General features: G+C 62.8%; 21 protein-coding genes. 14 read left to right on the plus strand and 7 right to left on the minus strand.

The window, feature by feature from the left end; all coding sequences use genetic code 11:
• Nucleotides 1-999: 999 nt before the first annotated feature.
• The 3 genes from LQV16_RS18920 to LQV16_RS18930 are packed head-to-tail and all read right to left on the minus strand — an operon-like array spanning nucleotide 1,000 to nucleotide 3,446.
• On the minus strand, nucleotides 1,000-1,167 hold the full coding sequence (locus LQV16_RS18920; RefSeq protein WP_290369398.1) for a hypothetical protein: 168 nt from the start codon (nucleotides 1,165-1,167) through the stop codon (nucleotides 1,000-1,002).
• Between the two features lie 48 nt (nucleotides 1,168-1,215).
• Nucleotides 1,216-2,553: an NtaA/DmoA family FMN-dependent monooxygenase gene (locus LQV16_RS18925; protein ID WP_229995427.1), complete on the minus strand. Its 1,338-nt coding sequence runs from the start codon at nucleotides 2,551-2,553 to the stop codon at nucleotides 1,216-1,218.
• 35 nt (nucleotides 2,554-2,588) lie between these two features.
• Nucleotides 2,589-3,446, minus strand: a complete 858-nt coding sequence (locus LQV16_RS18930; RefSeq protein WP_356815827.1) for an NAD(P)-binding domain-containing protein — start codon at nucleotides 3,444-3,446, stop codon at nucleotides 2,589-2,591.
• A gap of 64 nt (nucleotides 3,447-3,510) precedes the next feature.
• Here LQV16_RS18930 and LQV16_RS18935 point away from each other — a divergent pair, with 64 nt between their 5' ends.
• Complete coding sequence (locus tag LQV16_RS18935) at nucleotides 3,511-3,846, plus strand: helix-turn-helix domain-containing protein (RefSeq protein WP_229995429.1); 336 nt, start codon at nucleotides 3,511-3,513, stop codon at nucleotides 3,844-3,846.
• A 239-nt stretch (nucleotides 3,847-4,085) separates the two neighbouring features.
• Here the strand turns inward: LQV16_RS18935 and LQV16_RS18940 are convergent, their stop codons facing one another.
• The gene (locus LQV16_RS18940) at nucleotides 4,086-4,787 is read right to left on the minus strand and encodes a GntR family transcriptional regulator (RefSeq protein WP_229995430.1); all 702 of its coding nucleotides are present in this window, start codon (nucleotides 4,785-4,787) and stop codon (nucleotides 4,086-4,088) included.
• A 237-nt stretch (nucleotides 4,788-5,024) separates the two neighbouring features.
• Here LQV16_RS18940 and LQV16_RS18945 point away from each other — a divergent pair, with 237 nt between their 5' ends.
• The 9 genes from LQV16_RS18945 to LQV16_RS18985 all read left to right on the plus strand — a co-directional run bounded on the left by LQV16_RS18945 (nucleotide 5,025) and on the right by LQV16_RS18985 (nucleotide 14,425).
• Nucleotides 5,025-6,191 carry a mandelate racemase/muconate lactonizing enzyme family protein gene (locus tag LQV16_RS18945; protein WP_229995431.1) on the plus strand — a complete coding sequence of 389 codons (1,167 nt, stop codon included), beginning with the start codon at nucleotides 5,025-5,027 and terminating at the stop codon, nucleotides 6,189-6,191.
• 93 nt (nucleotides 6,192-6,284) lie between these two features.
• Complete coding sequence (locus tag LQV16_RS18950) at nucleotides 6,285-7,661, plus strand: cation:dicarboxylase symporter family transporter (protein WP_229995432.1); 1,377 nt, start codon at nucleotides 6,285-6,287, stop codon at nucleotides 7,659-7,661.
• A gap of 118 nt (nucleotides 7,662-7,779) precedes the next feature.
• The gene (locus LQV16_RS18955) at nucleotides 7,780-8,727 is read left to right on the plus strand and encodes a phosphoglycerate dehydrogenase (RefSeq protein ID WP_229995433.1); all 948 of its coding nucleotides are present in this window, start codon (nucleotides 7,780-7,782) and stop codon (nucleotides 8,725-8,727) included.
• 34 nt (nucleotides 8,728-8,761) lie between these two features.
• Nucleotides 8,762-9,841 (plus strand): tartrate dehydrogenase, encoded by a 1,080-nt coding sequence (locus LQV16_RS18960; protein ID WP_229995434.1) that lies wholly within the window; start codon nucleotides 8,762-8,764, stop codon nucleotides 9,839-9,841.
• Nucleotides 9,838-10,128 (plus strand): hypothetical protein, encoded by a 291-nt coding sequence (locus LQV16_RS18965; protein ID WP_229995435.1) that lies wholly within the window; start codon nucleotides 9,838-9,840, stop codon nucleotides 10,126-10,128. The genes LQV16_RS18960 and LQV16_RS18965 overlap by 4 nt, the downstream gene beginning before the upstream one ends.
• A gap of 119 nt (nucleotides 10,129-10,247) precedes the next feature.
• Entirely contained in the window at nucleotides 10,248-10,556 is a 309-nt protein-coding gene (locus tag LQV16_RS18970; RefSeq protein WP_229995436.1) for a hypothetical protein, read from the plus strand.
• Nucleotides 10,553-10,705, plus strand: a complete 153-nt coding sequence (locus LQV16_RS18975; protein WP_229995437.1) for a hypothetical protein — start codon at nucleotides 10,553-10,555, stop codon at nucleotides 10,703-10,705. The genes LQV16_RS18970 and LQV16_RS18975 overlap by 4 nt, the downstream gene beginning before the upstream one ends.
• Nucleotides 10,706-12,259: 1,554 nt before the next feature.
• Nucleotides 12,260-12,979, plus strand: coding sequence for a hypothetical protein (locus LQV16_RS18980; protein ID WP_229995438.1), 720 nt, complete (start codon nucleotides 12,260-12,262; stop codon nucleotides 12,977-12,979).
• A gap of 99 nt (nucleotides 12,980-13,078) precedes the next feature.
• Entirely contained in the window at nucleotides 13,079-14,425 is a 1,347-nt protein-coding gene (locus LQV16_RS18985; RefSeq protein WP_290369401.1) for a competence protein CoiA family protein, read from the plus strand.
• On the opposite strand, the gene LQV16_RS18990 is transcribed toward LQV16_RS18985, so the two are convergent.
• Together LQV16_RS18990 and LQV16_RS18995 are read right to left on the minus strand one after the other, a co-directional pair.
• Nucleotides 14,422-15,264, minus strand: coding sequence for a GIY-YIG nuclease family protein (locus LQV16_RS18990; RefSeq protein WP_229995440.1), 843 nt, complete (start codon nucleotides 15,262-15,264; stop codon nucleotides 14,422-14,424). The genes LQV16_RS18985 and LQV16_RS18990 overlap by 4 nt on opposite strands.
• Before the next feature lie 74 nt (nucleotides 15,265-15,338).
• Nucleotides 15,339-15,530, minus strand: a complete 192-nt coding sequence (locus LQV16_RS18995; protein WP_229995441.1) for a hypothetical protein — start codon at nucleotides 15,528-15,530, stop codon at nucleotides 15,339-15,341.
• A 455-nt stretch (nucleotides 15,531-15,985) separates the two neighbouring features.
• Here LQV16_RS18995 and LQV16_RS19000 point away from each other — a divergent pair, with 455 nt between their 5' ends.
• The 4 genes from LQV16_RS19000 to LQV16_RS19015 all read left to right on the plus strand — a co-directional run bounded on the left by LQV16_RS19000 (nucleotide 15,986) and on the right by LQV16_RS19015 (nucleotide 19,380).
• Nucleotides 15,986-16,321 carry a hypothetical protein gene (locus LQV16_RS19000; RefSeq protein WP_229995442.1) on the plus strand — a complete coding sequence of 112 codons (336 nt, stop codon included), beginning with the start codon at nucleotides 15,986-15,988 and terminating at the stop codon, nucleotides 16,319-16,321.
• A gap of 28 nt (nucleotides 16,322-16,349) precedes the next feature.
• On the plus strand, nucleotides 16,350-16,667 hold the full coding sequence (locus LQV16_RS19005; protein WP_229995443.1) for a hypothetical protein: 318 nt from the start codon (nucleotides 16,350-16,352) through the stop codon (nucleotides 16,665-16,667).
• Between the two features lie 1,535 nt (nucleotides 16,668-18,202).
• On the plus strand, nucleotides 18,203-18,823 hold the full coding sequence (locus LQV16_RS19010) for a helix-turn-helix domain-containing protein (RefSeq protein WP_229995444.1): 621 nt from the start codon (nucleotides 18,203-18,205) through the stop codon (nucleotides 18,821-18,823).
• Nucleotides 18,820-19,380 (plus strand): DUF6036 family nucleotidyltransferase, encoded by a 561-nt coding sequence (locus LQV16_RS19015; protein ID WP_229995445.1) that lies wholly within the window; start codon nucleotides 18,820-18,822, stop codon nucleotides 19,378-19,380. The genes LQV16_RS19010 and LQV16_RS19015 overlap by 4 nt, the downstream gene beginning before the upstream one ends.
• A 455-nt stretch (nucleotides 19,381-19,835) precedes the next feature.
• On the opposite strand, the gene LQV16_RS23600 is transcribed toward LQV16_RS19015, so the two are convergent.
• A complete protein-coding gene (locus LQV16_RS23600; protein WP_290369399.1) occupies nucleotides 19,836-19,967 on the minus strand; it encodes a hypothetical protein in 132 nt (43 codons plus the stop codon).
• Nucleotides 19,968-20,026 lie beyond the last annotated feature (59 nt).

Raw genomic sequence — 20,026 nt, forward strand, 5'->3', positions numbered from 1 at the left:
GCCGGCGCCGGCACTCCGCCCTGGATTACCGCTACCCCAACGAGGTCCACTACAGTTACCAGCAGCCGCCCGCGGCAGCGTAGATAAAACCACTAATCCGCTGTCCGAAATCTCCCAAGCGGCCCAGTCCGGCCTCGATCTGTTGAATACCGGGGTTCGGTTACTTCAACTGCGCGGTGCTGCCTGTCCGGGGGTACTGGTAGAGGGTTTCGCGGCTGATGTTGAGAGTCACCGATAAACCATGGGCGTCACGCGGACAAGTGTGGACACTGTACACACCATTTTTGGCCGGACAAACAGCCGCCCACTTCTCCCCCAGGTCCCCCAGGAAACAGCGAAAAGAGGCCAAGAATCTGGAAGAAAATTTCGCGCAGGTCATGTCAACACCACAACCCCACAGCATGAATAAGTGCAAGACCAACCACGACAACCCGAGGAAGCCAGAAAGGAGCGCCGGATGACCGCACATCCCAGCAGGCGGAGTGCCCACCAGCCAGCGCCCTGAACCCGCCGTCCACACAACTTCATAGGCCACCGCGGCGGCCAGGCACCAGCCGCAACAAGCGTCAGAGGGACCCGAGCAGGGTTAATGTCCACACGTTAAAGCAAAAACCCCCTCTGACGAGGGGGAATGCCGTGCCCGAGGTGGGACTCGAACTGCATTCCAGCCCCTGCAAACACTGGGAAGTCCCGGAAACATGCGGAATCCGGCCCGATCCGACCCCGGTACGACCCGATCCGAAGCCCAAAGTGTGTACTTTGTACACACTTCCTTTTTGCCACATTTCAGGCAACCCAAAGCGCTGCGTAGGCACCAGCGAAACGACCAGTCACCAATGCTGAACTAAGTTCGCGATTCCATGAACCAACCGGCTGGTGAAGGCGCCGAAGCCTCCCACGCGAAGATGACTGACCCGCCTCCAGTATCCTGAAATCTTGGCGTTGCCACAGCCTGGATGAAACAGAATGAGGCCCTGTTGTCCCTTCCACGAGGCAAAGTCAGGAATCCGGCCTGGGTTCGACGGACACGCTGTAGAACGACTGACATGTGAACCCGATCGGTCCGTCATCGCCGCGCCCGGTGATGACGGTGATCCCGGAAGCGTACTGGCCGACCGCGCTGCGGAACAGTCCGGAATCAATGCCTCGAGTGTCGGTTCTCGTCATGTCGAGGGTGCTCCTTCTAGCTGTGGGCGGGTTCCGGTAGCTGTCATGTCAGTTAGCAGACGCGGCAATTCGGGGGTCGATCCCGTATTGCGCGGGTACGCCGAGGTGGTCCCGGAGAGTTGCGCCTCCGTAGTCATGGTGGAAGAGCCCGCGTTCTTGCAATAGGGGGACGACCTCGTCGACGAAGGTGTCGATGCCGTCTTCGTTGATGTCGATGGAGACCCAGAACCCGTCGCAGGCGCCTGCTTCGAACCATTCCTGCATGTGATCGGCGGTGACCGAGGCTGGACCGACAGGGGTGGGGTGGTAGTCGATGACGCCGTGCGCGAGAATGTCGCGGATCGTCCACCCTTCGCGCGCGACTTCAAGAGCGCGCATGGAGCGCGGATCAAAGGGACTGGGACTTGCCGCAACCAGCTGAGCGGGAGTCAATGGCTCGTCGAGCTGACTGGCATCAAGGCTCAGGTTCAGCATCGATCCCAAGTAGGGGACCCGCGCTGGGGCGGTGAGTTCACCCAGGGCCACTCGGCGGTCCAGGGCCTCCCGCCTGGTGGGGGCTATGGCCGGCATCACTCCGGCGAAGAACTTCACTTCATCAGGATCCCGACCTGCCCGGCGAGCAGCCTCCCGGAGCGACTCACGCTGGTTCCGGGCGTCCTCGATGGTAAACACGGCGCCGATGACCCCGCTTGCATACCGGCCGGCGAGTTCTGCACCGTTCCCTCCGCCACCGGCAGAGAAGATCACGGGCTGGCCTTGCTCGGACGGAGGGACGGGCAGTGGGCCGCGGGAAGCGACATATTCGCCCTGTAGGTTGATGGGCTGGATCTTGGCCGGATCAGCGAAGCGGCCAGTAGCGGTGTCCTTCACCCAGGCATCCCGCTGCCAACTCCCCCACAGGGCCTGAGTGATCTGAATGGTCTCGTGAGCACGCTGGTAACGCTGTGGCCCAGGCGCAATCGACTTCCCATAATTCGCAGCAGCGGCCGGGTCACTGGTGGTCACCGCGTTCCAGCCCACGCGACCGTGACTCATCACGTCCAGCGCTTTGAACTGGCGTGCGATGTTGAAGGGTTCGTTGAACGTCGTGGAGCCGGTGGCCACAAGCCCGATACGCTCGGTCTCACGGGCGATGGCCGCCAGAGTCATCATCGGCTCAAGGGTGATCATGAGCGATTCGCGGGTCAGGTCCGTCTGCTCACCAAGGAAATCAGGCAGAAACAAGAACGCGAACTTACCCCGCTCGGCGGCCTGTGCGTAGCGAACCTGCGCATCGAAGCTGGTGTAGTTCTCGGGGTCCACCCCCGGGGCCCTCCAGGCCGAGCCCTGCGACCCGTACCCGTTGCCGAGGTGCATCCCCAGGATCATCTGTTTTCCGTTTGTCATATTTTCCTCTTTCTTCTGCGAGTTGGCAGACCGCTTCAGTGGTGGGCGGCGCGATTGATCGCGACGGTTCCCTCGCGGGAGGGCATCTCATTCAGGGAACCGAAGTGCTCCATCAGTCGGTCGCGAGTGCCCGGCGCTTTGTCCTTGTCGGCGGCGGCGAGAGCCTGACCGAGGTCCTTGAGGCCCAGCTCGGTGCAGTAGGCCGGGGTGCCGGGCTGCTGGCGCCACGACTCGGCGAGGGGGCCGGCGTCGTACGCGTCGAAGCCGCTATCGTCCACGAGCTGCATCACCGTTGCGCGAGCCTCTGCTGAGTCACCCGCGACCGGGATCGCGATCCGGTCGGGACTGCCGGCCGGCTTCCCCATGCTCCGCTGCGTCTCAGCCAACGCCGCGTTCCAGGCTTTCACGACCGGGCGTCCCAGCTGCTCCTGGCTCCACAGGCTCTCGACCTGCCCGTCAATGACGGCCTCGATGTGCCCGTTCATTCCGGGGTAGTAGTTTGACGTGTCTACGACCACCGTGTTGTCCGGCACGGTCGTGACCAGGTCCTTGAGCTTGGGCTGGACACCGAACGGGATCGCCAGGATGACGACGTCCCTGTCCTGGGTCACAGCCTCCAGCTCGGCCGGCTGCGCACCCGCATCGGACACCTCAGCGCTGACACTCTCGGGTCCGCGCGCATCTGCGATGAGCACCTCGTGCCCGGCTTCACTGAGTCGACGTGCAATGTTGCCGCCGATTGCTCCGGCGCCGATGACAGAAACCTTCATGGGTGTTCCTCTTTCGTTCGTGTGAAGCACAGCCCTGTGGGTTGCGCTCTGGATAAGTGGTTCCGGGGGCTTGCTGTTCCGTGCACCAACCAGCATGATTGATGTACGCAATTTCCCGTACATCTACTGTAGGCCATGTACGCATAAAGCGGTACATCTTTATGCGTCGCGGATTAGGATAGAAACCATGGCTAGTCGCTTGGCAAACCCGCTCACCATCCCTGCCGAGGACGAGTTCGATCTCTTCGACGTGATGTCAGCCCTCACCGACCCGGTGCGCAGGGCGATCATCGTGCAGCTCGCGGAAGAACCGGGCCGCGCGTGCAGCAACGCGGACTACGGCGTCTCCAAGTCCGCCCTGACACGCCACTGGCGCGTTCTCCGCGAGTCGGGACTCATCAGACAAGAGGCAGAGGGAAACAGGCACCGCAACTGGCTCCGCCGCGAAGAACTCGATCGACGCTTCCCCGGACTCCTGGCACTCGTCCTCGACGAATCAACTCACGGCTCAAAAACGTCCTAGCTGCCGGACCTGGCTTGCCGGACGCCAGGGCCTCCACTCGTCCTGGAGCTGTCGACCCGGCAGGCGGCCAGGTCAACACCGTAGGCAGCTGTAGCACCCGGCGCTAAGAGCGGCCCTTAGGCGACCGATACCCCAGACCCGGACTCAGTTCAGGAGGGAAGACTCGCGGGAGTGCGCGACTAGGGCCGGCGGAAGCAGCCGGTTCCTGACGGCTTGAGGGAATCCGTCGGCGCCGGATACTAGGCGGTTTTCTCCATGGTTACCGACTGGACGTTTTCGCGTTCCTCCAAGGCTCCGGTTACTGAGGCTGTGAGGCTGTTGGCGATGTGGGTACGTGCGAGTTCGGCCGCCCCGGCACCGTCGCCGGCAATGACGAGATCGAGTATCTGGTGGTGCTGGTTCAGGTCGATCGTTCGGGGCTCATCCCCGGAGGGGAGTTCGAGGCCGATGCGTCGGTAGCGGTCGGATTTGTCCCACAGGTCATCCAGGAGCTTGATCATGACGTCGTTGTGCGAGGCGGCGTAGACGGCCCGGTGGAATTCCCGGTGCACCGTGATCGCGTCCTCGCCCCAGACCCGCGTGACAGGCAGGAGCTTCCCGGCGGCTGCGCGCATTGCTGCGATATCAGCGTCAGTCCGGCGGGAGGCTGCCAATTCTGTTGCCGATGGTTCGAGTGAGAGGCGGACTTCAAGGAGTTCCCGTGCTTCGGAGGCGCTCATGGCGGCCACCCGGGAATCCCGGTGGGTGTCCATGATGATCAGCCCCTCGCTGGCGAGCCGGCGGATCGCCTCCCGCAGGGGAGTGATGCTCATCTGCATGTTCTCCGCCAGTTCGTACTGGGAGATGCGCGAGCCCGGGGCAAGGCCACCGGAGAGGATCAGCTGGCGGAGTTCGTTGTACGCCAGGCTGCCCTTACTGGAAAAGACGTTCGTGCTGTTCATCTGGCGCTCCGAATCCCTCATCGAGGTGTGGCCCCCGTTGCTCACAGTATAGTCCCGTGGAAACATCTTATAAGAAATTCCCTCGGAAGGCTTGTGCCCCCCGTCACTCCTGGGCTAGCCTTTGATCCAAGGTCTTATAAGATATTCGCTCGAAGGGTTGATATCCCTCATCACTTTGGGTCAGTCTCGATCCAAGTCTTATAAGAAATAAGATCCCCACTCAGGAGAGATTCAAAGATGAAAATCGTTTCCGCCCACGTCGGCACCATTCCCATCAGTTCCTCGATCCGGAACGCCTTCATTGACTTCACCAAGATGGACTGCACGATCATCGCCCTCGTCTCCGATGTCTTCGTCGACGGCAAGCCCCTGATTGGCTATGGATTCAACTCCAACGGCCGCTACAACGCGACGGGCATCCTGAAAGACCGCATTCTTCCGAGGATCATGGATGCCCCGTCCGAAGACCTGCTCGATGAGGACGGCCAGCTCTCCCCGGGAAAGGCGTGGGACCTGATGATGTCCAACGAAAAGCCCGGCGGACACGGAGAACGCTCGGTCGCCGTCGGCGTCGCGGACATGGCACTGCACGACCTCGCCGCGAAGATCGCCGGCGTCCCGCTCTACCGGTGGATCTCGGACCACTACGGCGACGGAAACCCGGACAAGGACGTCTTCGTCTACGCAGCCGGCGGCTACTACGCACCCGGCAAGAGCCTCGAGGACCTGCAGAACGAAATGCGCGGCTTCCTCGCCAAGGGCTACAACGTCGTCAAAATGAAGATCGGCGGCGCCGACCTCGCCGAAGACCTCCGCCGCATCGAAGCCGTGATCGAGGTCCTCGACGGCGATGCTTCCCGCCTGATGGTCGACGTCAACGGCAAATTCGACCTGGAGACCGCGCTGGCGTACGGCAAAGCCATCGACCAGTACGGGCTGTTCTGGTACGAGGAAGTCGGCGACCCGCTGGACTACGCCCTGAACGCCACCCTCTCCGAGCACTACAAGAACCCGATCGCCACCGGAGAGAACCTGTTCTCCCTCCAGGACGCACGGAACCTGGTCCGCTACGGCGGGATGCGCCCGGACCGCGACTTCATCCAGGTCGACCCCGCCCTGAGCTACGGCCTGACCGAATACCGCCGGATCCAGGACATGCTCGCCCAGCACGGCTGGTCCTCACGCCGTTGCATCCCGCACGGCGGACACCAGTTCTCCCTGCACATCGCCGCAGCCCTCAAGCTCGGCGGCAACGAGTCCTACCCGGGCGAGTTCCAGCCCACCGGCGGCTTCACCGACGACGCCGTCATCGTCAACAGCCGCGTAGCCCCCGGCGATCTGCCCGGCATCGGGCTCGAAGGCAAGGCCGAGTTCTACAAGATCCTGCGCGCACTGCACAACTAACCAATCCGGTAGTGCCCCGGTCCCGGGCAGCATCACTGCCCGGGACCGCACCTCTCCAACCTTCTCTGTCTGACGTGCAAAGGAGCACCCAAGATGTCGTCCCACACCATGCAGAACCCGCAACATTCCGCCCACCCGCCCAAGCAGCGGTCCCGGTTCGGCCGGCTGCTTCGCGAACTCTGGTTCCAAGTCGTCCTGGGCGCCGTCCTGGGCATCGCCGTCGGCCTGTTCCTGCCGTCCGTCGGAAAACAGCTCACCCCCCTCAGCGACTGGTTCATCGCCCTGGTGAAGATGATCGTGATCCCTGTGGTCTTCTGCGTGGTGTCCCTGGGCATCGCCTCGATGGACAGCCTGCGCAAAGCCGGCCGCATCGGAGTCAAGGCGCTGGGCTACTTCATCGCGCTGTCCCTCGTATCGATGCTGATTGGCCTGGTCGTAGCCAACGTCTTCCGCCCCGGTGAAGGCATGAACATCGATCCGTCTCAGCTGGACGCGAGCAAGGTGCCGGCGGCCGCCAACAAGGGCTTCGATGGCCTCGAGTTCGTCAGCAACATCATTCCGGAATCGCTGTTCGGCGCCCTGACCGGCCACACCATCATCGCCGCGCTGATGGTCTCCATCGTGTTCGGTGCCGCCCTGAACGTCTCCGGAGAATCCGGCGCGTTCCTCACCAAGGGCATCCAGGCCCTGTCCGTGGTCATCTTCAAAATCGTCAGCTGGGTCATGCGCCTGGCCCCCATCGGAACCTTCGGCGCCCTCGCGGCCGTCGTGGCCAACTACGGCACGGCCAGCCTCCAGCAACTCGGCTACCTCGTCCTGCTGTTCACCGGAACCTGCGTCGTGTACGTCGTCGTGGTCCTGGGCACCATCGCCCGTGCCTGCGGACTGAACATCTTCACCGTGATGCGCTACTTCAAGGCCGAACTGCTGATCGCCCTGAGCACATGCTCCAGCGAAGCAGTCCTCCCGCAGCTGATCAAGAAGCTCGAAAACATGGGCGTCGGCAAATCCACCGTGGGCATCGTCATCCCGTCAGGGTTCTCCTTCAACCTCGACGGATCCGCGGTCTACCTGACCATGGCATCCGTATTCCTTGCCCAGGCCGTCGGCATGGACCTCTCCTGGGAACAACAGCTCGTCATGGTCGGCGTCATGATGCTCACCAGCAAGGGCACCGCAGGTATCGCCGGGGGCGCGTTCATCGTCCTGGCCAGCACACTCAGCTCAGTGGGCGGCATCCCGCTGGCCGCCCTCGCCCTCATCGTCGGCATCGACCGGCTCCTCAACGAAGGCCGCGTCTTCATCAACGTCCTCGGCAACGCGATGGCCGCAGTCGTCGTCGGCAAATGGGAAAAGGACTTCGACCCGGAACAAGCCCGCAAAGCCCTGCACGCCCACGGCCAGCAGAAGAACGAAATCGAATCAAAAAGGCCGGAAGCTGTGGAAGCCGACAAGGTCGACGCCCACTAACACCGGAACGACCGGCAGGGCCTCCGCGCACACCACGGCGGCCCTGCCCGCGTGAAACCGCCAGCCGGCAGAGACTTTTCCCTCCTGCTTGCTGCATCATCGAAGAGGAACCCGCACCATGGCCGCCCGCGTCCTGATCACCACCGATTACCTCCACCCGGGAGACACCGTCGACCAGCTCCTGCGGGAACACGGTCTGGAACCGGTCTACTCGCCATCCCGGGGGCCACGGACCACTGAGGAACGTCGCTCGATGTTCGACGGAATCTCCGGCGCGATCCTCGCCAGCGAACCGGTCACCGCCGACATGCTCACTGGCGCTGCCTCCCTGCAAGTCATCGCCCGCAGTGGAGTGGGGTACGACTCCATCGACATCCAGGCCGCGGCCGCACAAGGCATCAGGGTCTGCAACGCCCCCGGAACAAACCACCATTCAGTCGCCGAACTGACCATCGGACTGATCATCATGGCCGCACGCCGCCTCGTGGAGGTCAGCACCGCCGTCCGCCAAGGCCACTGGCCCCGGGAAGCCGGCCATGAACTGCGCGGTTCCACCCTGGGCATCATCGGCTACGGCCCCAGCGGACGCGCCACGGCAAGCCTGGGCGCCGCCCTCGGCATGACCGTCAAGGTCAGCACCGCCCACCCCGACCCCAACAACAAGGCGGTCCATTTCACCGACCTCGACACCGTCATCCGCGACGCTGACTACCTCTCCCTGCACACCCGCGGAGGCCAGAGCACCAGCAAACTCATCGACGCGCCCCGGCTGCAAGCGATGAAACCCACCGCCGTCCTCATCAACACCGCCCGCGGCTCACTTGTGGATGAAGAGGCCCTGGCCAAGGCACTTTACGACGGCACTATCGCCGGCGCCGCGCTGGACGTGCTCGAGAGTGAACCCCTGCCCGTCAACAGCCCCCTCCGGGGCCTGGACAACGTGCTCATCACCTCCCACCTCGCCGGCCAGACCGCCGAAGCCCGGACACGGGCCGGCCTGGCAGCCGCGCACGCCGTCATCGACGTCCTCGAAAACCGCGAACCGGCACACCCGGTCGACCGCTAACCCGAACACCAAGCAGAGACAAAGAAGGATCCTGATGTCGAAACCCCACCGCATCGCAGTCATTCCCGGCGACGGAATCGGCACCGAAGTCGTGCCCGAAGGGCTGCGCGTTTTGGACGCCGCAGCCTCAGCCTTCGACCTCAACCTCACATACGAACACTTCGACTACGCCTCGGCTGACTACTACACCCGGCACGGGAAAATGCTGCCAGACGGATGGTTCGAGGAACTGAACCAGTTCGATTCCATCTTCTTCGGCGCCGTCGGGTGGCCTGACGTCGTCCCCGACCACGTCTCGCTGTGGGGCAGCCTCCTGCAGTTCCGCCGCCACTTCGACCAGTACGTCAGCCTCCGCCCGGTCAAGCTCCTGCCCGGCGTGCCCAGCCCCCTGACCGGCCGTGTCCCGGGAGATGTGGACTTCTACGTCGTGCGCGAAAACACCGAAGGCGAATACTCCAGCATCGGCGGGAAGATCTTCGAAGGTACCGACCGCGAAACGGTCATCCAGGAAACCGTCATGACCCGTACCGGTGTGGACCGGATCCTCAAATACGCCTTCGACCTGGCCCAGAGCCGGCCCAAGAAGCACCTGACCTCCGCCACGAAGAGCAACGGTATCTCCATCACCATGCCCTACTGGGACGAACGGGTGCAGGCCATGGCCGCCGCCTACCCAGGGATCAAGGTGGACAAGTACCACATCGACATCCTGGCCGCGAACTTTGTCATGCACCCCGACTGGTTCGACGTCGTCGTCGCCAGCAACCTCTTCGGCGATATCCTCTCCGACCTCGGACCGGCCTGCACCGGAACCATCGGCATCGCCCCCAGCGGCAACATCAACCCCGAACGCAACTTCCCCAGCCTTTTCGAACCCGTCCACGGCTCCGCCCCGGACATCGCCGGCAAAGGCATCGCCAACCCCATCGGGCAAATCTGGTGCGCCGCCATGATGCTCGAGCACCTGGGAGAACCCGAAGCCGGGGCCGCCATCACCACCGCCATGGAAACCGTGCTCGCCCGCGGGCAACAGGCCCTCACCCCCGACATGGGCGGCAGCGCCACCACAGAAGAACTGGGCAAAGCCGTGGCATCGGCCCTGACCGCACCATGACCCCATCAACCCGCCCCGGCGACCGGCGCGCAGCTGCCTGCGGAGAGCGGATCATGCTCCGCCAGTACATCCACTGGCGCCGGCTTATCGGAGCGACTGTCCGGATCCGCCAGCACGGCCAGATCATCCGCACCGGAACCATCGATGATGCCATGGCAGACTGCTCAGCGCTCTGGATCGCAGGCGACGCCGTCCAACCACGCACCCTGTACGAAGCCGCGCGCGGGATCGAGGTGTGGGCAGAACCGGAAGAAGCCGAGGACGGGCTCTGCTTCTGGGAGCAATAATTGCCGTACGGCTATGAGTACGGGCGGGATTGTTGAAGATTGGGGTCCGCCGCGTCTGGCACTTCAGGAGGTCAGAAAGCAGGTGGCGAACTTTGCCCCTCGGCAGTCGGACCAGGATTATGTCGTGGACGTGGCATTTCATTCATGGCACCTGCATAAAGAACCGGAGTTCACCGGCGTTCAAGCTGCCATGGTCGGGCGCAAGCAGCGACGCACTATTGTCTGGCATTCGGGTCCCGAAGGGGCTGGATACTGCCGATGCTGTTCGCAACTGGCTGGTCAGTGTGCTTCCCGAGACGGCGCGGCTGGTCCGTGAGTACCTTCCTCGGAAGTCGAAGTCCTACCCGTCTGAGCAACTCGCGGCCGAGATCGACGGGCTGCGGGAGATGTTGTTAAGAACGGAATATGTCGACCGTTCGCCGACGTGACATTCAGGCCACCCGGCAATTTCCGCTTCATCGACCGCCTCTTCACCCGGGTGGAACGGGTCATGAAAACCAATGAACTCGGCACCATCACCGACGAAGTCATAAGGGCACCCTCCACCCTCGTCAAAAGCCGCCCAACCGAACTGTGAAAAAGCCGCCATTCCGAACCAACACACCCGCCCGCAAAACTGTCCCGCTCAGGTTGGACAATCGCGACAGTTGCACCTGTCCGCGCAGATCACCGGCTACGCCCAGGTCTCCACCAACGAACAAGACCTGGCAACGCACCGCAAGGCACTTACGGGTCTGGGCGTCCCCGAGGGGCCTGATCAATGTCGACCACAGCGTTACCGGCAGGAACAAGGAACGGCCGGGACTGAACGAAGCCCTGGCGGCCGTCCGGGCCGGCGGCACCCCGGTCCTCGCCAAACTCGATCGGTTCGACTGGCCCCTACCCGATGCCCGAGAACATCGTCGAGGAAATGACGAGCGTTTCCCAGGAGTTCCGGCTGTCGACAGGGACGATCATGAGAATTTGATCCCAAGTCACAGCAAGTCATGCAGTTCCCAGCGCTCCCGGCCATGAAGGGGTACGCAGCAACACCGCTGTCCCAGTCAAGAGAAGGAGCCGCCAGCCCGCAACGGCCACCAACAAAAATGGGCCCCCGCAGGGGCCCAAAAAAGGAGATTTGTACACAATCAGAGGCCTACAAGCCCCTGAACAGGGAAAACACGTGCCCGAGGTGGGACTCGAACCGGGTTCCAGGCCTTGAATTTCCGCTACTCCCCCGAAAACATCCGCAATCCGGCCCAGTCCGGCACTCGTACGACCCGATCCGAAGCCCAGGGTGTGCACATTGTGCACACCCTCTCTTTGCCCGCTTTCGGCGCCCCAACCAGGCTGCTTATATGGCCGTTCGCGCGGGGCAGCTGTGACTTGCGCGCAATTTCGCAACGATCTGAAGGGAAAGCCTCCGGAACCGAACCAGCCCCGAACAAGTGCTGCACGGTGGGGCTGTCCTCATGCTGGATGTCGACGAACATCATGGCGGCGGGTTCCTCCTTTCCGAACATCTCATGGAGAAGCGAACCACCACCTGCATGACCGCCCGACAGTCCGGCCCTCCACTAAGTGAGTACGGACCATCAACGATGCAGCCGTGCCCGTCACCCCAAGCGAACACAACTCGCATTGCGGAACGTCGCCCCACAAGCCGTCGGCCTGGTCAACATCCTTCAATGAGTACTCGTTCGCTGCGTCAAGGAGTCAACGAAACCCCGGGCAGCCCCCAAAGGATACGGCTGTATGTCCAAGCCATCGTGCCAGTGCCTGATGTGCCGCTTGCCCAAGGAGCCGCCACAAGGCTGTTGGACTCGTTCCGGTTCGGGACCAGGCGTCCTTTCCAGAAGTCTTCCGCGCCAGTTCATGGGGTAGTTGGTGAGACACTCACAGGCCTTCAGTGCCCGGATTTCAGGGGTTTTGGCTTCGTCCAACCAAGCTAGAGTTCCTGAGACGCCAGCAATGAACCGTCAGCCCGCGACACCCACGCCGTGTCGCATCCCGAAACCACCGGCATCCCAGCAGCAACAGAGATAATCAAAGCGATGCAGGAACGGGGTGTCCGGCCACCAGCCACGCTGGCTTGGCCCCGCCGCTCCTGTTATGTCGTGACCGCGGAGCCAGACGAGCAAGGGGACACCTGATGGACCATGAGAAGCCGAAATGCATTGACACGACCTTTAACGTCAACTCCGATGCTCAAGGGAAAGACCCGGACAAGTACAGCCCGACCCTGAAGGACTACCACCGAAAGCTGTGGAGCAAGAAGCTGCCCTGCGGAAACGGGCGTTTCGATCTGGCTCCGGAACTCAAGGCGTACCTTGTGCACAGGTCCTCGAATGGTGTCTTTTTTATGGCCAGCGACGCCATCACAACCAGACTTCAGAAGCGGGCGGGACGGATCATCAGGAACATCCCTCCGGAGGACCTACCAGCGTGGCCTGGCTACACGATTGGAAGCTCCATCGTGTTCCCGGGCAACAAAGTCGACGGGAAGATGACCATCAACGGGGCCCGCGGCTTCAACGGCAAGATCGCTGACCGTTTCGACCTGACCCTGGAATGCATCCGCCGCTACTACGACGGCCGCCAGGAGTGGAGTCCCCTTGAAGACGTCCTGCTCAGGTACGAAAAATTCTTCGACCTGTTCTGCGACTTCAACGGGTACGTCGACTTTTTCCTGCTGCAGGACCTTTTGAACGATGACGGGACCATCGACTACTTCCACGACTTCGACGACTTCAACACTCCCGCCGTTCCGCAGGACGAGGCCGAATACCTGAAGTACCTGGCCAAGAGCAACAGTTTCATCAGCGCACGCAACGCCAGGATCGCCGCAGAACCCTGCATGGCTCCCAGCTGAAATGCAGTAAGCGCTGAAGTTGCTTACCCGGCAGCGGGGTGAGGCCAGCTAATTCGACGGCAACAGCATAACTACGGGGGAACAATGCTGCTGACCGCGATGCTCGACGGGAGTCGGGTCGACGCCACGACGTACCGCAAGGAGGCTTGGTCTGAGCTGCAGGAGTCTGAGGACCGGAAGCGCATGGTCATGCCTGTATGTGGCGTGCGTGCCGTGGCTAAGACCCGGGGTGGAACCACCAAGTTCTTCGCGCACCTCCGGAAAGCTGGCTGCAAGGTCGATCACGGCGGCGAGACACCGCAGCATCTGGCCATGAAGGAAGCCCTGAAGCTGTGCATCGACCACGTGCCTGGCTGGCACGCCATCGTTGAGCACCCGCACCGCTCCCGGGAATGGATCATCGATGTCCTGGCCGAGTCGGACGACCTCACGAGGAAGGTCGCCTTTGAGGTGCAACTGTCATCGCAGACCCCGGACAAATACTTTGCCCGTTCCCAGCGTTACTTCGACAGCAGCATCTTCCCCGTCTGGCTGGTGCCGCGCCGGCTGGAGTACCACGAGACCAAGGTGCCAATCGTGGTGACCGGCTTCGGTAAATCGTCCACTCTCCCAGAGAGCGTCACCGACTTGCTGGCGCTCCCGGCCGACCAGGACTTCGTCCAGGCCAAGAACAACCTCGGAGTTTTTGTGGCCGCCCTGCTTCGGCAAGGCCCGCGCTGGAGGGCTGGCTCACCAAAGCACCAGGCTGCCCTGCAGAAAGCCGCGGCCGACAGGGAAGCGGCGCGGGCTGAGGCCGAGCGTAAGAAACTTGAAGCAATCGAGCAGGCCATCGCGGAGATGAATGATCGCTCCGCCTCCCCTGAAGCGGCCTTCGGTCAGCATCTCATCAGGACGCCGACGGACACTTTCGTGTGGGGAAGCCTCACATCCTGCTGGAGTTGCGAACAGCCGATGCTGGTCTGGGATGCCCGCATCTGGGCCAGGGGTAAATACGCGGGGGCGCCCGGATTGCGGGTGAAGCCCGACGTAGGAGAGAAGCGGTGGGAGAACCACCCCGAGGTACACCGCGCCGTCGACAAGTGGATCCACGCTGCCAAGTCCGACATTCCCAAGGCAACTATCCAGAAGAGGCGCACCAAAGCCAGTGGCCGGCTCTACGGCGCATTCGTCTGCCCCGGCTGCGACAGCACCATGGGTCAGTTCTTCATCTCCTGCATTCGGCCCGAGAAATGGTCGCTCCTCAGCAGCCCCCACATGGTGCTGTCGACGGAGCGATCAGCGGGCACGTCCTCGGATGCGAGGATTGAAACAGAGGCAGGGGCCCATCCCACAGTCCACACTGTCACTCCCCCGCTCCCGGCCGCCGGGGCCAGCACGTCGTTACGGTGCCGCCTCCACTCGACGCCGAGGCAGGCATGCGACTATTGCCGGCGGGCGCAGGGCTAGTTCAGGTTCATGCCGAACTGCCGGGTCAGGAGTGCCCGTTTGAGATGGGCCTCGGCGGCATCGACCTGCGCCGCCGGCGCGCTCGGCGAAAAGACCTGCAGGATGCTGAACTGGAAGTGCTGCCGGTGCCGGGCGTCGGCGGCGGCCAGCTCCCGGAGTGCGACGTTGCCGCCGTGGCCGTTCCTGGCATACTCGCTCCAGCGGCCAAAGAAGCGCTCGGCGCCGTCGGCCTTCCCCACATACATCCTGCCGTTGCTGGTGTCGGCGATGAGGTAGATTCCCTGCACGGAGCTGAGGGCCGTCCGCCACTGCCCGTAGCGTTCATCGGTGATGACGGCCTGAAGCTCGTCGAAGCTGACAAGGAGCGAATCAAATCCCGGGAACGGCACGCTGGACGGGTCAGAGATCTCGACAACCGTCATGGCGGTTGCCTGGTCACCCGTCTTGGCCCAGTTCACCGTGTCCTTCGTCCACTCGATCACCAGCCGGTCCGCCAGGGCTGCGAACACCAGGGCGGGCCGCAGGTCGAAGAAGCGGCGAATATCGGTACGCTCCGCCAGGACTTCGCCATGGTTCTCGTGCGCGGTGATGAACCGTGCCCGCCGGCCGGTCGTGGCGAGGAAGTTCAGCCAGATCCTCGGAGGAGTCGCTTGCAGCTTGCTGTTGCGGATGCCCTGTTCGCGCGCGTACGGCAGCAGGCCAGGCCCCATCGCGTCCGCCCGGGTTTTCAGCCCATCCGGCTTGAGCGTGTGCCGGATGACCTGCACATCCTCTGGCGCCAGTCCAGAAGCCTGAAAGAGATCTCCAAGGCTCAGTTCGCCTGAGTTGCCGTTATCCATGTCCTGCCTTCGCTTCGGTCATTTGCCCCCGGATCTCGGAACGCGTCTTCACAGTTCCGGAGACACCGGGGAGCTTATCGCTCAGCGGATTCTAGCTCGCCCAGCCATGATGAGATTTCCTCCATGGCTTTCTGTGGCTGGGGAGCAGCGGAGTACACGCGAATCTCAAGGTAGCGGGTGCTGTTGATCTCCAGCGGCGGCAGGTCATCTTCTCTCAGCCGGACCACCAGGTAGCCGGCGGCCAGCAGGTCGGCAGTCTTCCGCACATCGGTCAGCACCTTGGCAGGCTCGCGGTGCCAAATCCCTCAGGACTTCTTCCACCCAACCCTCCGGAATCTCGGCGGAGGGGTCCGGTGCTACTGCCAGCATCCGTAGGTATCGCAGCAACGGTTGCAATCCGCGCGGTGTTAATCGCGTAACCCGAGTCGGCTTTGGCCCATTTTCTCTGTCGTAAACCTACAAAATCCAAGTCTTTCGGAGCCGAATGTTGCTCCTGACTTGTAGGATTCCGCAGGCAGTTTTCACTACTGACCCACGCTCCTAGGACCCACCGCGGGGCCGCCCCTTCCTGCATGGGCAGACGTCAAGGCAAAGCAGTAACGACGCTGTAACGCTCCCGTCCTACGCTTGGTCTGTCGGCATGTCCGGGGAGGGAGCTTTCCCGACTGCGCGATCTACCGCGGGCCGAAGACGCCGAACAGGGCACGATGGGAGAGTTGTCATGGCGATTACAGGCTTTAAAGCCAACGAGATGTGGGCCCAGCATTTCGGGGGACAGCACGGCTACAGTGTCACCGTCCAGGTGCCCGGCGTGGCGGCGTTCTGCGAGGTCGCCTTGCATAGCACCTGGGCAGCCGGTGAGGAGCACCACGCCGCGGACGTCTTTATTACCCAGGCCGTGAGCGCCAGTGGTGTCGAGAATTTTCCGACCGAGAACCTCACCGGTGGCGATCTGAAAGCCGTGCTCTACCGCGACAGGGTAACGAGCGTGACATTCAAGCTCAGCGTCTTTCAGGCGAAGGGTCATGCCCGGTGGATCGTCTACTACTGGGCGTGAGATAGCCGGGCGGGACGAAGGAGAGGCAATGGAAAACGTAGCCGGGTACTCGAAGGCAACTCAGACGTGCTTTGTCTACGACAGGCGGACAGGCGAGGTGGTGCACATCCACCAGTTCGTGCCCGTGGAGCCGGACGGCCGGATGGCCGAGGAAGAGATGGAGGAGACAGCGCTCAGGCTGTCTCCAGCGAAGCATGACAGGGCCGGGCTTGCGGTCCTGTACCGCGGAGCCGACCTGGAGCTGACGCCGGCGGTGTTCTACCGTGTCGACGTTGAAAGAGGCGAACTGGTCGAGGAGTCCATTCCCTCTGCGTCGCCCTCAGACCTCAAGTCACAGGAGCGCTGACTGGGACGCTGTCCGCGCCGCGGCACCCCGGCGGCTTCCCACATCGCGGCGTCCAGGTCACCGTGCCGCCAGCCCTTCACGTCCGCCGCCGCGCGGATGACGCTGGAGACATAGTCATGGTTTGCGCGAAAGCGCCGCTGGCCCAACCCATGCCCATCAGGTACGGGTTGGTATCCCATGCGCGTCACTGGTTGCCATTGGCCTGCTCGAATTGTTTTGCACCACAGGGTCTATTAGCCCATAGTTTTCTCTACTATGGGCGTCTGGGGCGAGAGGCGTCATTCCTTCTAACCGCTTGGAGCGCCGGTAGAACGTTGCTCGGGACATCGCCGGGGTCTCGGGCGACCCTTTAGATAGGTACTTTCCGCGGGATGAGACGTCTTGCATCCTTAGCGTTTCGAGATAACCGGGCAGCAAGGCGAGAGCTGGCCTGACTGCCTCTTACACCCGCGGAGGGCATCCGAAGGCGCCATGAAGGGCGCTCAGCACCGCCTCATCGGACCAAACCACCCCAAATCGCAGTCACGTTGTGCTCCAAGAACCACTTTTCAGGCACAGTGATCGACAAGTTTATGGCCCAACCTGACATCGGACTCAAGTCCTCACAGCCCTCCAATAAAGCAGACATAAGTGCGGACACTGTCCACACCCTCTTTGGCAGGACAAACCTCGGGGCGCGACTCTCGCGGGCACGCCCTAAGACCGCCTCCCAGGGGCGCTCTTTAGCGAGATCGCCGAGGTCATGTCGTCGTCGCTTCCCCCACACATGGATAGGTGTAGTCCGCCCCCGGCCACACCGAAAGAACCGGAACGAGGAACCATATAACCCACTTCAGCAGGCGGAAGGCCCATCAGCCAGGGACTTGAACCCGCCACCCACACACCTGAACAGGCCCCGCGGTAGCCAGGCCACCGCCCGCGAACCAGCCGTCAGAGCGACGCGACCACAAGCTTTGTCAACACGTCAAAGCAAAATCGCCTCTGACGAGGGAAAACGTCGTGCCCGAGGTGGGACTCGAACTGCATTCCCTCCCCCACAAACACGGGACTCCCGCGGGAACATAACGAATCCGGCCCAATCCGGCCCCGGTATGACCCAGTCCGAAGCCCAAAGTGTGTACTTTGTACACACCCCCAAATTCGACGCTTCAAGCTTTCCAACCACCGACCGCACCCCACGTTGAAGGGGTGCGGTTCCTCGTTGAGCTGACAAACAATCCGAGATTCCGACCGGGTCTGAGGCATCGAACGGAGGGCACGCCCAATGGCAATGCCGCGTATAGGGCCTGGCCGGCATCCAATCTCTCCACGGCGGCTGTACCTCCCTTCGGCAATCTCATTACGCAATCGACCGAGATTCAAATGACCGATCAGAAACGTTCCACCGATGCGCACGGCCGCGCACATCCCGACTAAGACCGTGGCAGCAGGAGGCAGGGCGGGCCAGCGTAGATTTCAGGCAGTTAGCGGCCAGAGATCCCTCAAAAATGCACTTGTAACCATTCGGTGACATAATGGACGGTAGAAGGGATGCCATGACACTAGAAACGATCATCGAGACCCCCGCGGCTGCGGGCGCCATCATCCGCGCCCGGCGAAGTGCCCGCGGGTGGTCCCAGCAGGCCCTTGCGGACATGGCTGGGGTGTCACGGAAATTCCTCATCGACCTGGAAGCAGGCCACGACCGCGCCGAACTCGGCAAGACTCTGGCCGTCCTGGCCGCCGTCGGCCTCTCCTTGGCCGCCACCGATCCCATCCCCCGCGGCAGCGACCACGACCCGGCACGGCGCGACTATGCGGCAACGTTTACCCGGCTCATCGCCGAACGGGACTTTGAGTTCGCCATCAAAATGCTCGCCGACTACGCCACCGCATCCCTCGCCGCCGGCGCCCCGCTGCTCCAGCGCAGCCCCCGCCTCAAGGACACGCACTGGTCAGCGGCCCTTGCCGGAATCACCAACTACACCGCGCACCGCCTCGGCCAACCAGCGCCATCCTGGACGCGACGAATCAAGCCCCTCGACGCGGCGTGGATGCCGGCAGAGTCCTACCGCAGCATCCGAACACCAATGAAGGAACTCACCCGCGCCGAAACACCCCCGGAACTCGCCGCTTTGAACGTCTTCATCCGCGAACGCAGCCTGGCCACCGCATGACCGGCGGAGAACTCACCGCCCCACAAATCCGGGCCCTCCTCCATGAACTCGGCCGACGCCTGCAGGCCGCCGGCGCCCACGGCGACATCAAACTAGTAGGCGGTGCCGCCCTCATCCTCCAAGGCATCGGCAACCGCCCCACCGCAGACATCGACGCCAGCTACGCCGACCCACACACCATCCACGCCGTCGTCGCCGACATGGCGGCAGACTACGACCTCGCCCCCGACTGGCTCAACACCAACGCGTCAGCCTTCGTCCCCGACAACGCCACCTGGGTCGACATCGAACAGCTCGACGGACTCACCATTCAGGCCGCAGACACCGAAACGCTCCTAGCCATGAAAATCGCCGCCGAACGCGACAAAGACACCCTCGACATCGCCCGGCTCCTGCGCCGACTCAACATCACCAACGCCGCCGACGCCGTCGACCTCGCCTACGACAAGTACGGCGAACACTCCGTCCCTCTCGCCGCCGGACGTGACAACTACCTGATCGTCGTCGACGACGCCCTCGACGCGGCGACCGCACTCCAACCCGAAACCGACAAATAAGTCACCCGGCCCGAACGATCGACACTCCAAGCAGAACCCAAATTCGAAGCACATACGGGCTCCGAGGCAGCAATGGTCAAAACGCTCCCTTGCGCTTTATGACCCACTTCTGCGTCGCGGACATGAAGTTCATTGGGACTTCTCTTCGCCCAGGCATGCGAGCAGTTCGAGCAGTTCCGAACCAAGATGGGCGCTGCGCTGGCGCAAGCCGCCATCGCAGCAGGCGCTTGAGGCGGGCAGTTCGGGCCGCGTCGTCGCCCGCCGCCTTCTCCAAAGAGTGCCGCGCCCTGGTTCTGGGCGCACAGCGCGGGGTCGGTGTGCTCCATCACAAGCAATGGCACACGACCCGCCCTGAGAGGGCGGGTACTACTGGATCCGACGCGGAGCGGGTACAGGACGTTCTCCATGCGGGGGTCGACTTCGGCCGCGGGTTCTGGCTGTTCCGGTTCTTCCGGTTATGCTGCGTCAGCCATGAGCTGGTCAACGCGTGCCGAGTCCGTCTGGGCGGCATAGAGCGCGTCGGCGTGCTTGAAGGGTTCCGCCAGTGCCTTATCTGCCTGTCCGACGCGCGACCCGGTACGGTTCACACCGCCATCGAGCGGGTGGTTAGGCTGGGTGGATGGCGACAGCTATTCTCGTGCGGCAC

This window comes from Arthrobacter sp. Bi26, assembly GCF_918697925.1.
Taxonomy (GTDB): domain Bacteria; phylum Actinomycetota; class Actinomycetes; order Actinomycetales; family Micrococcaceae; genus Arthrobacter.